This window comes from Luteibacter sp. RCC_6_2 (assembly GCF_041360655.1).
GTDB lineage: Bacteria > Pseudomonadota > Gammaproteobacteria > Xanthomonadales > Rhodanobacteraceae > Luteibacter.
The window spans coordinates 1-11,961 of record NZ_JBFUPQ010000019.1; the positions used below are offsets into that span (position 1 = coordinate 1).

Consider the following 11,961-nt stretch of genomic DNA (forward strand, 5'->3'; position numbering starts at 1 on the left):
TCCATCGGCTTGCCGCACTCCGCTCTCACCTCCAAGCCTAGCCCTTCGGAAAGACACAAGCCGACCTTGTCGGCGATGGGTGCTTGCCTCAGTCTGGCCCGCTGCCGCGGGATCGCCGACAAGGTCGGCTCCCACAAAGGTCGGCTCCGACTAGGGGGGCGGCTCCCACCCGACATGGGCTCCCGGTTAACCTTGGTGTTTCCCTACCCCACCCTGACGGAGATCCGCCCCATGGGCCGTACCCTGATCCTCGACACCTCCCGCCCGCACGAAAGCATGGACGCCTACCTGGCCGAACCCTCGGGCACGCCCAAGGGCGGCATCGTGGTGATCCAGGAGATCTTCGGCGTGAACGCGCACATCCGTAGCGTTGCCGACCGCTTCGCGGCGGAGGGTTACGTCGCCATCGCGCCCGCCCTGTTCGACCCGGTGCAGAAAGGCGTGGAACTGGGCTACGACCAGGAAGGCATGCAGAAAGGCAGCAAGCTGATCGCCGAACTGGGCCTGCTCCGGCCGATGCAGGACACCGACATCGCCGCCCGTCTCATCGCCGACCAATACAAGGTGAAGGTGGGTACGGTCGGCTATTGCTGGGGCGGCACGGTGGCCGTGCTGGCCGCCCTGCGCCTCGGCCTGCCCTCGTCGAGCTATTACGGTTCGAGGAACGTCCCCTTCTTGCCCGAACCGGCCAAGGCCAACGTGATCTTCCATTTCGGTGAGCGCGACCATTCGATTCCGCCGGAGATGGTGGAAAAGCACCGCGAACTGAAGCCGGAAATGGATACCTGGGTCTATCCGGCCGACCACGGCTTCAATTGCGATGCCCGCGCCAGCTACGACGAACCGAGCGCGAAGCTCGCCTGGGAGCGGACCCTGGCCTTCTTCGCCCGCGAACTCAAGTGAGCCGGGATTTCGCACTGGACCCGCGCCTCGCGGGCGACACCCTGCCCGTGGGCGACCTGCCCCTGTGCAGGTTGCTGCTGATGCGCGACAGCCGCTACGCCTGGCTGGTACTGGTGCCGCGCCGGAGCGGGATGGTGGAGGTGGCCGATCTTCCGCCGGATGAACGCGCGGCGTTGTGGCGCGAAGTGGACGCCGCCGGCGACGCCCTGCGCACGGTGGCGCCTTGCGACAAGCTCAACATCGGCGCGCTGGGCAACATCGTCCGCCAGCTTCACGTCCACGTGGTGGCCCGGGTGGAAGGCGATGCGGCATGGCCGGGACCCGTCTGGGGGCATGGCGCGTCCGAAGCCTATGCCGACGGCGAGGCCGAGCGGCGGGTGGAAGCGCTCAGGGCGCGACTGGGGCTTTCGTAGCCAGAGCCGGCGACGGCTACCTGTCCCACAGACAGCAGAAAGGCCCCGTCACTCCCACCGAAGCGGGAGTGACGGGGCCTTTCGATGCCACGCAGGAGCGGCTTACTGCTGCGTCTGCGGGTCGTAAGCGCCGCTGGAGGCTTCCTTACCCTGCATGCGATCCGGCAAGGCGGCCTTGTGCGGGGTATCTTCCAGCTGACGGGCCTTTTCCTCGACGGCGTTCAGGCGAACCAGCTCGCCCTTCTTGTCGTAGTACACCGCGAAACCGTAATCCAGCTGCATGCGGGCCAGGAATCCGAGGTGGTTGTCGCGGATCTTGGAGTCGTCGCTGGGCAGCACGAGCACCGTCTTCGGCAGCTTGCCCTGGTCCTTCAGGTAGGCGAAGTGGCTACCGGTGTCGGCGGCGGAAAGTACCGCGCCGTCGACGATGAACTGGCCGCTCTTGTACGCCTTGATGGTGTAGTCGAACTGACCCTGCTCGGTCGAGACGTGGTCGGCCTTCGAGGCGCCGCGATGGCAGCCGGCCAGCACCAGCATGCTGGCAAGGAGGAGCGCCGCGGTGGCGCGGGCCATCAGGGTGGGAACTCGGATCATGCGGTGTCTCCGTGGATCGGTATGGCGTGGAATGGGCGAGTCTACCGCGCGCCGATGTCGCGCGCGGATGCGACGTGAAGGCCGCGTTCAGGTGCTTGGCAGGGTGACGCCGCGCTGGCCCTGGTACTTGCCGCCGCGGTCGGCGTAGGACACTTCGCACTCCTCGTCGGATTCGAGGAAGAGCATCTGCGCCACGCCCTCGTTGGCGTAGATTTTTGCGGGCAGCGGCGTGGTGTTCGAGAACTCCAGGGTCACGTGGCCCTCCCACTCGGGTTCGAGCGGGGTCACGTTCACGATGATGCCGCAGCGCGCGTAGGTGCTTTTACCGAGGCAGATGGTGAGGACCTGGCGCGGGATGCGGAAATACTCGACGGTGCGCGCCAACGCGAACGAGTTCGGCGGAATGATGCAGACATCGGACTTCACGTCGACGAAGCTGCGCTCGTCGAAGGCTTTCGGATCGACGATCGTGGAGTTGATGTTGGTGAACACCTTGAACTCGTCGGCGCAACGCACGTCGTAGCCGTAGCTGGACGTGCCGTAGGACACCAGCCGGTGGCCGTCGCGCTCCTTGACCTGGCCAGGGGCGAACGGCTCGATCATGCCGTGCTGCTCGGCCATGCGGCGGATCCACTTGTCGGACTTGATGCTCACGTACTGTCTCCCTCGCTGGAGCCGGAAAGGTATAGGAACGTCGCCGTGCACGCCACTTGGCGTGCGGCGTCAGGTGTTCTGGATGACGATCTTCGGGAACGAAATGGCCTTGTTGCGCGCCTGCAACGACAGCTTCGCCGCCGTGGTACGGGCGATGGCGCGATAGCGCGCGGCAAGGTCGGAATCGGGGATGGCCGCCACGGTGGGCTTGCCGTCGTCCGCCTGCTGACGGATACGGATGTCCAGCGGCAGTTCGCCGAGGAAGGCGATGCCGGCTTCCTGCGCCATGCGCGCGCCGCCGCCGTGGCCGAAGATATGTTCCTCGTGCCCGCAGTTCGAGCAGATATGGGTGGCCATGTTTTCCACCACGCCGAGGACGGGCACCTCCACCTTGCGGAACATGCCCAGCGCCTTGCGTGCATCGAGCAGGGCGATGTCCTGCGGCGTGGTGACGATCACCGCGCCGGACACCGGCACTTTCTGCGAAAGCGTGAGCTGGATGTCGCCGGTACCCGGCGGCAGGTCGATGATGAGGTAGTCGAGTTCTTCCCAGCGCGTGTCGGTCAGCAGCTGCATGAGCGCCTGGGTGACCATCGGGCCACGCCAGATCATCGGCGTGTCTTCTTCGATCAGCACGCCGATCGACATTGCCTGGAGGCCATGGGCGCGCATCGGCACGATGCTCTTGCCGTCGGGCGACGACGGCTTGCCGCTGAGGCCGAGCATGCGCGGCTGGCTCGGCCCGTAGATGTCGGCATCGAGGATGCCGACCGTGGCGCCTTCGGTGGCGAGGGCCAGGGCGAGGTTCACCGATACCGTGGACTTGCCCACGCCGCCCTTGCCGGAGGCGACGGCGATGATGTTCTTCACCCCTGGCAACGGCGCCAGCTGGCCCTGAACCTTGTGCGGGTGCACGCGCCAGCTGACCGACACGGCCGCCGAGGCGATGGCCGGGTCGGCCTGCAGGGCGTCCCTGGCGTCATGCGCCGCCTGCTCCAGGTAGCCGGTGGCCGGATAGCCCAGTTGGATATCCACCGACACTCGGTCGCCGTCCACGCCGACGGCGCGCAGGGACGCGCCCAGGGGTTGACCGGAATGGGGATCGATGACGCGGTCGAGGATGCCGCGGACGAGGGTTTCGCTGGGCTGGGTCATGGGGACACGTGAGGAAAATCGAAGATCAGCCATTATGCCAGCGTGGGCGCCGCCTCGGTCTGGCGCGATGCAGCTTGACGGGCGTCCCGGCGGTCGTCAGGCTCCGGCCGTACCTGACCGTATGGGGAGCCCCCGAGCCTATGAAGCCTCTGATCCGCACCGCCTTCGCCCTCGCCTTTGCCGCGAGCGCCCTCCCCGCCCTGGCCGCCAACGACTCGCCCGTGGGCAAGTGGAAGACGATCGACGACAAGACCAAGGAAGTGAAATCCATCGTCGAGATCACCGAGAACGGCGGCTTGCTCGAGGGCAAGGTGCTCCAGGTGCTCAAGTCCGAGCATGGCCCTCACCCGCTCTGCACCGAGTGCGATGGCGAACGCAAGAACAAGCCCATCGAAGGCATGACCATCATGTGGGGCCTGAAGAAGGACGGCGACGAGTGGTCCGGCGGCCAGATTCTCGACCCGGCCAAGGGCAAGATCTACAAGGTCACGCTCAAGCTCGAAGACGGAGGGAAGACCCTCGACGTGCACGGGTACGTGGGGTTCTCGCTGATCGGGCGCAGCCAGGAGTGGGTGCGGGCCGAATAAGCCTCGGCGGATCACCAACGGCAGGAGCGCGCCATGCGCTCCTGCCGCCCGCGTCGGTTTACGACGTGACGCGTGACCAGAAGTCCTTGACGCCGTCGATGAAGGTGTTCGAACGCGGCGTATGCTTTGCCGCTTCGTCACCCACGAACGTGGCTTCCAGCTGGGTGAGCAGGTCGCGCTGCTCCTTCGTGAGGCGGACCGGCGTCTCCACCACCACGGTGCAGATGAGGTCGCCGGTACGCCCACCGCGAACCGACTTGACGCCGCGTCCGCGCAGGCGGAATTGCTGGCCCGTCTGTGTTTCAGGCGGCACGTTCACCGGAACTTCGCCTTCGAGTGTCGGCACGGCCAGCTCGGTGCCGAGCGCGGCCTGCGCGAAACGGATGGGCACTTCGCAGTAGAGGTCGGAACCGTCGCGCTGGAAGATCTTGTGCTCGCGCACGCGCACTTCCACGTAGAGGTCGCCCGCCGGCGACCCAGCGGGACCGGCCTCACCCTGCCCCGTCAGGCGGATGCGATCGCCATTGTCCACGCCCGCGGGAATGCGCACCGATAGCGTGCGTTCTTCCTCGAGGCGGCCTTCGCCGTGGCACTTCTTGCAGGGCTTGTCGATCTTCTGGCCGGAACCATGGCAGGTCGGACAGGCTTGCTGGATGGAGAAGATGCCGTTCTGCATGCGCACGCGGCCATGGCCGGCGCAGGTGGAACAGGTGGAGACCTTGCCGTCTTCCGAGCCGGTGCCATTGCAGTGATGGCAGTTGACCTGGGTGGGTACCTCGATCTTCTTCTCGACGCCGAACACGGCTTCCTCGAGATCGAGATCCATCATGTAGCGAAGGTCGGCGCCACGGCGTGTGCGCTGGCGTCCGCCGCCACCGCCGAAAATGTCACCGAAGATGTCGCCGAAGATGTCGCCCACGTCGCCGAAACCGGCGCCGTTGCCACGACCGAAGCCACCGCCCTCGAAGGCGGCATGGCCGTACTGATCGTACGCCGCGCGCTTCTGCGCATCGGACAGCACGTCGTAGGCTTCCTTGGCTTCCTTGAATTTCTCGAGCGCTTCCGGTTCCGGATTGCGGTCGGGGTGATACTTCATCGCGACGCGACGAAAGGTCTTCTTGAGGTCGCCCTCGCTCACGGTGCGTTCCACACCGAGGATTTCGTAGTAGTCGCGCTTGCTGCTCATTGCACGCTTGCTTTCCCTGGACGAACGAACGCGCCGGCGGGAAACCCTTCGGCGCGATCGATCCGGTTGACCCTTGCCCTGCCGCGGACGCTGGAGCCGCGGCAGGGCATCGCTTTACTCAGGACGACTTACTTCTTGTCGTCCTTGACCTCGGTGAACTCGGCGTCGACCACGTCGTCCGGCTGGGCCGAACCGCCGCCCGGCGCGGACTGCTGCGCGGTGTCCTGCGTGCCGCCGGACTGGGCCGCCGCCGCGAGCGCCTGCGCCACCTGTTCGAGGTTGGCGATCTTCGCCTCGATCGCGGCCTTGTCGTCGCTGTCCTTGAGCTTCTCCAGCTCGGACACCGCGGTGTCGATACCGGCGAGCTGCTCGGCCGGGATCTTGCCACCGTGTTCCTTCAGCTGGCTGCGCGTGGCGTGCACGAGCTGATCGGCCTTGTTGCGCACCTGCACGAGCTCGTGGAACTTCTTGTCATCCTCGCGGTTGGCTTCCGCGTCGGCGACCATGCGCTGGATCTCTTCGTCCGAGAGGCCCGAGCCGGCCTTGATCTCGATTTTCTGTTCCTTGCCGGTGTCCTTGTCCTTCGCCGACACGTGCAGGATGCCGTTGGCGTCGATGTCGAAGGTGACCTCGATCTGCGGCGTGCCACGCGGTGCCGGGCGAATGCCCTGCAGGTCGAACTTGCCCAGCGACTTGTTCGCGTTCGCGCGCTCGCGCTCGCCCTGGAGGACGTGCACGGTGACGGCGGTCTGGTTGTCGTCGGCGGTCGAGAAGGTCTGCGATGCCTTGGTCGGCACCGTGGTGTTCTTCTCGATGAGCTTGGTCATCACGCCGCCCATCGTCTCGATGCCGAGCGACAGCGGGGTGACGTCGAGCAGGAGCACGTCCTTCACCGAGCCGCCCAGCACGCCGCCCTGGATCGCGGCACCGACGGCCACGGCTTCATCCGGATTGACGTCCTTGCGCGGCTCCTTGCCGAAGAAGTCCTTCACCGCTTCCTGCACCTTCGGCATGCGGGTCTGGCCACCGACGAGGATCACCTCGTGGATGTCGGACACACGCAGGCCGGCGTCGTTGAGCGCGGTGCGGCAGGGATCGATCGTGCCCTTGACCAGGTCTTCCACCAGCGACTCCAGCTTGGCGCGGGTCAGCTTGATGTTGAGGTGCTTCGGGCCCGAGGCGTCGGCGGTAACGTACGGCAGGTTGACGTCGGTCTGGTGGGCCGAGGAAAGCTCGATCTTCGCGCGCTCGGCGGCGTCCTTCAGGCGCTGCAGCGCGAGCTGGTCCTGGCGCAGGTCGATGCCCTGCTCCTTCTTGAACTCGTCGACGAGGTAGTCGATGACGCGGTTGTCGAAGTCTTCGCCACCCAGGAAGGTGTTGCCGTTGGTCGCCAGCACTTCGAACTGCTTCTCGCCGTCGACGTTCGCGATCTCGATGATCGAGACGTCGAACGTACCGCCGCCGAGGTCGTACACGGCGATCTTGCGATCGCGCGCGTCGGTCTTGTCGAGGCCATAGGCCAGGGCGGCCGCGGTCGGCTCGTTGATGATGCGCTTGACGTCGAGGCCGGCGATGCGGCCGGCGTCCTTCGTGGCCTGGCGCTGGCTGTCGTTGAAGTACGCCGGCACGGTGATGACCGCTTCGGTGACCGACTCACCGAGGAAATCCTCGGCGGTCTTCTTCATCTTCATCAGCACCTTCGAGGAAATCTCCTGCGGCGCCATCTTCTTGCCGTCGGCGGTCTGCACCCAGGCGTCGCCGTTATCGTGCGCGACGATACCGTACGGCACGATCTTGATGTCCTTCTGCACTTCGGCGTCGGTGAACTTGCGGCCGATGAGGCGCTTCACCGCGTAGAAGGTGTTCTTGGGATTGGTGACGCTCTGGCGCTTGGCCGGCGCGCCGACCAGGACCTCGTTGTCCTTGGTGAACGCGACGATGGACGGCGTGGTGCGATCGCCCTCCGCGTTCTCGATGACGCGCGCGGTCGAACCCTCCATCACTGCGACGCAGGAGTTGGTCGTACCGAGGTCGATGCCGATGATCTTGGCCATTGAAGTTGCTCCGAAATGCTAAGCGGCCCCCGCGGCCGCGACTGTGTTGGAAAATGGGGCCCAGCCCCATCGATTCAATACTTTGGGTTCAGTTGTCGCGCACCACGGCGACCAGCGCCGGACGCAGCAGACGGTCGTTGAGGATGAAACCCTTCTGGACCACCGCGACCACGGTTCCCGGCGGATGCTCGTTCGAATCGACCGAACTGATCGCCTGGTGGTGTTCCGGGTTGAACGGCTTGTGCAACGGATCGACCACCGTGAGGCCATTGCCCTGGGTGACCTTTTCCAACTGCTTCAGCGTGAGCTCGAGGCCTTCGCGCAAGGTCTTCGCGTCGGCCGATTCGTTGGCCAGGCCGAGCACCAGGCCGTCGTACACCGGCAGCAGGTCGCCGAGCAACTTCTCGTTGGCGAAGCGGCGGGCCTGGTCCAGGTCGCGCTGCAGGCGACGGCGCTGGTTCTCGATCTCCGCCCGCTCGCGCAGCACCGTCTCGCGTGCCTGGCCCAACTCGGCTTCGAGCGAGGCCAGTTTCGCGGTCAACGCGTCGAAATCGGCGTTGACGCCCTCGTTGTCGGCCGCGCCGCCGTCCTGTACGGGATCCGGCACGTGGGGATCGTTGTTCTGCATGGTTACTCCAAACGTCAGCTTACCGACCCGCTCCATGGAGGGGCCGAACATTTGCGGGAAATAGTAAACCCGCCTCCCGTGGCGGTTTATGAGGTCGCCGCGGCGCGATTCAAGGCGTCGCTGAGCAGTCCGGCGGTGGCCTGGACCACCGGGATGACCCGCTCATATGCCATACGCGTCGGTCCAATAACTCCGATCGCGCCAAGCATGCGGCCGCTCGTGCCGTAGGTGGCGGTGACGATGCTGCATCCGTCGAGGGCCGAGAATCCGGACTCCTCGCCGATGAACAAGCGCACGCCCGGGGCCTTGACGCACATTTCCATGAGCTGAAGCAGGTCGCGCTTCTGCTGGAAGGCGTCGAAGAGATCGCGGAGCCGGTCGATGTCGGCCAGTTCCGAATAACCCATCAGGTTGGTCTGGCCGCTGACGAGGACATCGTCGGCGTCCTCGTCGGTGGCGAACGAGGCGGTGGCCAGTTCCACCACGCTGGACAGCAGGCGGTTGATCTCGCCGCCCGCCTCGCGCAGTTCCGTCGCCAGGTGCGCACGGATATCGGCCAGGCGGAACCCGGCGAACTGCGCATTCAGGTAGTTCGCCGCGTGCTCCAGGTCGGAGGCTTCCAGCGGGCGGGCCAGCTGGACGACGCGGTTCTGCACCTGGTTGTCCGAGAACACCAGGATCACCAGCACGCGGGCGTCCGGCAGGTTGACGAAATCGATATGGCGTAGCGGGAAATCGCCCTGGCGCGGCACGGTGACCACCCCGGCGAAATGGGTCATCGCCGAGAGCAGGTTCGAGACATTGCCGAGCAGGTCGCGGGTGGTCGTCTGGTGTGGCGGCAGGCCGCCTTGCAGCCGGGCCATCTCGTCGCGCGGCAGCGGCTTGAGTTCGAGCAGGCTGTCGACGAACAGGCGCAACCCGCGCGGCGTGGGGATACGCCCCGCCGAGGTGTGCGGCGAGGCCACCAGGCCGGCTTCCTCGAGGTCGGCCATGATGTTGCGGATCGTCGCCGGGCTGACTTCCAGGCCGGAGGACCGCGCCAGCGTGCGTGAGCCGACCGGCTCGCCATCGGACAGGTATTGGGAAATCAGGGTCCGCAGCAGCCGGCGCGCGCGAGCATCGATGTCGTGACCGGAAAACGGATTCATGCGCCTGACTGGGTTGGAAAGGGGTCGGATCGTCGGGCTATCAATAAGGTCTAGCCGCTCCGCTTGCAAGTCTCGGCTTCTGCGACGCGGCTGCCGCTACAATCGGCGCGATTCCCTTCGCCACTCCGGTGCCCATGCTCACCTCGCTCTACGTCCGCCAGTTCGCCGTCGTCGAAGAAGCCGAGGTCGCCTTCGGCCCGGGCCTCACCGTGGTCAGCGGCGAGACCGGTGCCGGCAAGTCCCTGCTGGTGGACGCGCTGATGCTCCTGGCCGGCGCCCGCGCCGACAGCGGCATGGTCCGTGCCGGCAGCGACCGTGCCGAACTGGCCGCGGAATTCGATCTCGCCGGCCTGCCCGAGGCCCTGGACTGGTTGCGCCAGGAAGAACTCGACGACGGGCAGACCTGCCAGCTCCGCCGGGTGATCCGTACCGAGGGCAGCTCGCGTGGCTGGATCAACGGCCGTCCGGCCAGCCTCGCCCAGATGTCGGCGCTGGCCGCGCTGATCGTGGAGATCCACGGCCAGCACGAGCACCAGGCCCTGCTCTCGCGCCAGCACCAGATGGCCCTGCTCGACGCGTATGCCGGCAACGAGGCGCTCCTGGCCCAGGTCCGCGAGACGGCCAAGGCGTGGCGCGAGGCCGTGGCGCGTATCCGCACGCTCTCCGGTGGCGACGACCGCGAACACCAGATCGGACTGCTGAGCCACGAACTGGAGGAACTCGACCGCTGGGCGCTCGCTCCGGCCGCACTCGAAGACCTCGAAGCCCAGCACCGCCGGCTCGCCAACGCGGGCCGTCTCGCCGAAGGCGCCAACGGCGTCGTCGAGATGCTGGACGGGGAAAGCGAATTCGCGATCGGCCGCGCCCTGCTCCGCGCGCACGCGGAACTCTCGCGCCTGGCCGAACTCGACGCCACGCTCGCACCGACGCTGGACCTGCTGGACAGCGCGCAGATCCAGGTGGGCGAAGCTGTCGATGGCCTCAGCCGCTACGCACAAGATGTCGAGCTAGACCCCGAGCGGTTGGCCGAGGTAGACACCCACCTCACCCATCTGCACGACCTCTCACGCCGCTACCGCCTGCCGATCGCCGAACTCACGGCCAAGGCCGACGATGTCCGCGAGCGCCTGGCCGAACTCGAAGGCGCCGGCGATGCGCTCGATCGCCTCGGCCGCGAGCGCGACCGCCTGCACCAGACCTACGACACCGCCGCCGCCGCCCTGTCGAAGGCACGCGCCGAGGCCGCGGGAAGGCTCGGCGGCACCGTCGCCGGCTTGATGGGCGAACTGGGCATGGCCGGTGGACGACTGGAAGTCTCGCTGGAGCCCGCCGAGGGCGACGAGCCCGATCCGCAAGGGCGTGAACGTTGCGAACTGCTGGTCAGCGCCAACCCGGGGCAACCGCCGCGACCGCTACGCAAGGTCGCTTCCGGTGGTGAACTCGCCCGCATCAGCCTCGCCATCGAGGTCGCCACGCTGGGCAACGACAATATCGGCTGCATGATCTTCGACGAGGTGGACACCGGCATCGGCGGCGCGGTGGCTGAGGTGGTCGGGCAGAAGCTGCGTGCACTCGGTGAACGCGTGCAGGTGCTGTGTGTAACGCACCTGCCGCAGGTGGCCGCCCAAGGTCACTCGCATTTGCAGGTGGCGAAGGAGAGCGATGGCGAGGCGACGCGTACGCGCATCCATGCGCTGGATGCCGCCGGGCGGCGTGACGAGCTCAGCCGCATGCTCGGGGGGGTGGAGATCACCAAGGAGACGCGGGCGCATGCGAAGAAGATGTTGGATCGTGCGCAGGGGTGAGGGGGTGGGTCAGGGTTGGGGAATCGCCACTTAAGTGGCTTCCTACCGGGTTATGGCTTCCTACCGGGCTGTGGCTTCCTACCTCGCTGTGGCTTCTACGCGGTCATGGTTTCCCACCGGAGGGCTCCGGTGGGATTGACGGGGGTCAGGTGCGGATCAGCCCGCGCTCTTGGGCCATGCGGTAGAGGTCCAGTTCCGAGCCGGCGTTGAGCTTGTTCATCACCGCGGCGCGGTGGATGTAGATCGTCTTCTGCCCGATGCCGAGTTCCGCGGCCACTTGCTTGGGCGCGCGGCCAGCCGCCAATAGCAGGAAGACCTCCCGCTCGCGGGCGGTCAGGCGATTGAACGGGTCCAGGTCGGTGGTCGGCCGGCCCGAGCGGCGCTCGCGCAGGTCCGAACTCAGGTACTGGTCGCCGCCGAGCACCGAGCGCACCGCGGCCACCAGTTCCTCGGGCGCCACGCCCTTGGTCACATAACCGCGGGCACCACGACGCAGTGCCTCGGATACGTAGGGTTCGCCGTCGTGCATGCTCAGCACCACGATCTTCATCCCGGGCGCGATGCTGCCCAGGTGCTCGATCAGCGGCAGCCCGCTGCCATCCGGCAGGGACAGGTCCACCGCCACCAGGTCCGGCCGATGTTGGGTGACCGCGTCCACCGCCTCATCGGCGTTGCGGGCTTCGGCGACGACATCGAGGTCGGGTTCCAGCTCGATGAGGCGCTTGAAACCCTCACGGACGATGGCATGGTCATCTACAAGGACGATTCTGGGCATGGGCAGAATGTAGCAGGCTCTCCCGACGCGTGCGTATGGCTCGATCCGCGGCGTCGGCT

At 66.5% G+C, this 11,961-nt stretch carries 12 protein-coding genes; 4 read left to right on the plus strand and 8 right to left on the minus strand.

Annotated features, from left to right (window positions below):
- Nucleotides 1-231 precede the first annotated feature (231 nt).
- Complete coding sequence (locus AB6730_RS17315; protein ID WP_371024850.1) at nucleotides 232-903, plus strand: dienelactone hydrolase family protein; 672 nt, start codon at nucleotides 232-234, stop codon at nucleotides 901-903.
- A complete protein-coding gene (locus AB6730_RS17320) occupies nucleotides 900-1,316 on the plus strand; it encodes an HIT domain-containing protein (protein WP_371024851.1) in 417 nt (138 codons plus the stop codon). The genes AB6730_RS17315 and AB6730_RS17320 overlap by 4 nt, the downstream gene beginning before the upstream one ends.
- Nucleotides 1,317-1,418: 102 nt before the next feature.
- Here the strand turns inward: AB6730_RS17320 and AB6730_RS17325 are convergent, their stop codons facing one another.
- From AB6730_RS17325 to apbC, 3 genes are all read right to left on the minus strand, one after another.
- A complete protein-coding gene (locus tag AB6730_RS17325; protein WP_371024852.1) occupies nucleotides 1,419-1,910 on the minus strand; it encodes a hypothetical protein in 492 nt (163 codons plus the stop codon).
- A gap of 87 nt (nucleotides 1,911-1,997) precedes the next feature.
- Nucleotides 1,998-2,564 carry a dCTP deaminase gene (dcd, locus tag AB6730_RS17330; protein WP_036114141.1) on the minus strand — a complete coding sequence of 189 codons (567 nt, stop codon included), beginning with the start codon at nucleotides 2,562-2,564 and terminating at the stop codon, nucleotides 1,998-2,000.
- 69 nt (nucleotides 2,565-2,633) lie between these two features.
- Entirely contained in the window at nucleotides 2,634-3,719 is a 1,086-nt protein-coding gene (gene apbC, locus AB6730_RS17335) for an iron-sulfur cluster carrier protein ApbC (protein WP_371024853.1), read from the minus strand.
- Nucleotides 3,720-3,859: 140 nt separating this feature from the next.
- Between apbC and AB6730_RS17340 the strand changes: the two genes are divergently transcribed.
- Nucleotides 3,860-4,306, plus strand: a complete 447-nt coding sequence (locus AB6730_RS17340; RefSeq protein WP_306847545.1) for a DUF2147 domain-containing protein — start codon at nucleotides 3,860-3,862, stop codon at nucleotides 4,304-4,306.
- Between the two features lie 58 nt (nucleotides 4,307-4,364).
- On the opposite strand, the gene dnaJ is transcribed toward AB6730_RS17340, so the two are convergent.
- The 4 genes from dnaJ to hrcA form a co-directional block, all read right to left on the minus strand.
- Nucleotides 4,365-5,492 carry a molecular chaperone DnaJ gene (gene dnaJ, locus AB6730_RS17345; RefSeq protein ID WP_371024854.1) on the minus strand — a complete coding sequence of 376 codons (1,128 nt, stop codon included), beginning with the start codon at nucleotides 5,490-5,492 and terminating at the stop codon, nucleotides 4,365-4,367.
- A gap of 128 nt (nucleotides 5,493-5,620) precedes the next feature.
- Complete coding sequence (dnaK, locus tag AB6730_RS17350) at nucleotides 5,621-7,546, minus strand: molecular chaperone DnaK (RefSeq protein WP_371024855.1); 1,926 nt, start codon at nucleotides 7,544-7,546, stop codon at nucleotides 5,621-5,623.
- An 88-nt stretch (nucleotides 7,547-7,634) separates the two neighbouring features.
- Nucleotides 7,635-8,174: a nucleotide exchange factor GrpE gene (gene grpE, locus AB6730_RS17355; protein WP_371024856.1), complete on the minus strand. Its 540-nt coding sequence runs from the start codon at nucleotides 8,172-8,174 to the stop codon at nucleotides 7,635-7,637.
- 86 nt (nucleotides 8,175-8,260) lie between these two features.
- Nucleotides 8,261-9,322, minus strand: coding sequence for a heat-inducible transcriptional repressor HrcA (gene hrcA / locus AB6730_RS17360; protein ID WP_371024857.1), 1,062 nt, complete (start codon nucleotides 9,320-9,322; stop codon nucleotides 8,261-8,263).
- Nucleotides 9,323-9,456: 134 nt separating this feature from the next.
- Here hrcA and recN point away from each other — a divergent pair, with 134 nt between their 5' ends.
- Nucleotides 9,457-11,127, plus strand: coding sequence for a DNA repair protein RecN (gene recN / locus AB6730_RS17365; protein WP_371024858.1), 1,671 nt, complete (start codon nucleotides 9,457-9,459; stop codon nucleotides 11,125-11,127).
- 145 nt (nucleotides 11,128-11,272) lie between these two features.
- On the opposite strand, the gene AB6730_RS17370 is transcribed toward recN, so the two are convergent.
- Nucleotides 11,273-11,902 (minus strand): response regulator, encoded by a 630-nt coding sequence (locus AB6730_RS17370; protein ID WP_371024859.1) that lies wholly within the window; start codon nucleotides 11,900-11,902, stop codon nucleotides 11,273-11,275.
- Nucleotides 11,903-11,961 lie beyond the last annotated feature (59 nt).

Bases quoted from the DNA above. Each gene is read 5' to 3' on its own strand.
- AB6730_RS17315 (WP_371024850.1), top strand. From the start codon at position 232: ATGGGCCGTACCCTGATCCTCGACACCTCCCGCCCGCACGAAAGCATG.
- AB6730_RS17325 (WP_371024852.1), bottom strand. From the start codon at position 1,910: ATGATCCGAGTTCCCACCCTGATGGCCCGCGCCACCGCGGCGCTCCTC.
- apbC (WP_371024853.1), bottom strand. From the start codon at position 3,719: ATGACCCAGCCCAGCGAAACCCTCGTCCGCGGCATCCTCGACCGCGTC.
- AB6730_RS17340 (WP_306847545.1), top strand. From the start codon at position 3,860: ATGAAGCCTCTGATCCGCACCGCCTTCGCCCTCGCCTTTGCCGCGAGC.
- dnaJ (WP_371024854.1), bottom strand. From the start codon at position 5,492: ATGAGCAGCAAGCGCGACTACTACGAAATCCTCGGTGTGGAACGCACC.
- dnaK (WP_371024855.1), bottom strand. From the start codon at position 7,546: ATGGCCAAGATCATCGGCATCGACCTCGGTACGACCAACTCCTGCGTC.
- grpE (WP_371024856.1), bottom strand. From the start codon at position 8,174: ATGCAGAACAACGATCCCCACGTGCCGGATCCCGTACAGGACGGCGGC.
- hrcA (WP_371024857.1), bottom strand. From the start codon at position 9,322: ATGAATCCGTTTTCCGGTCACGACATCGATGCTCGCGCGCGCCGGCTG.
- recN (WP_371024858.1), top strand. From the start codon at position 9,457: ATGCTCACCTCGCTCTACGTCCGCCAGTTCGCCGTCGTCGAAGAAGCC.
- AB6730_RS17370 (WP_371024859.1), bottom strand. From the start codon at position 11,902: ATGCCCAGAATCGTCCTTGTAGATGACCATGCCATCGTCCGTGAGGGT.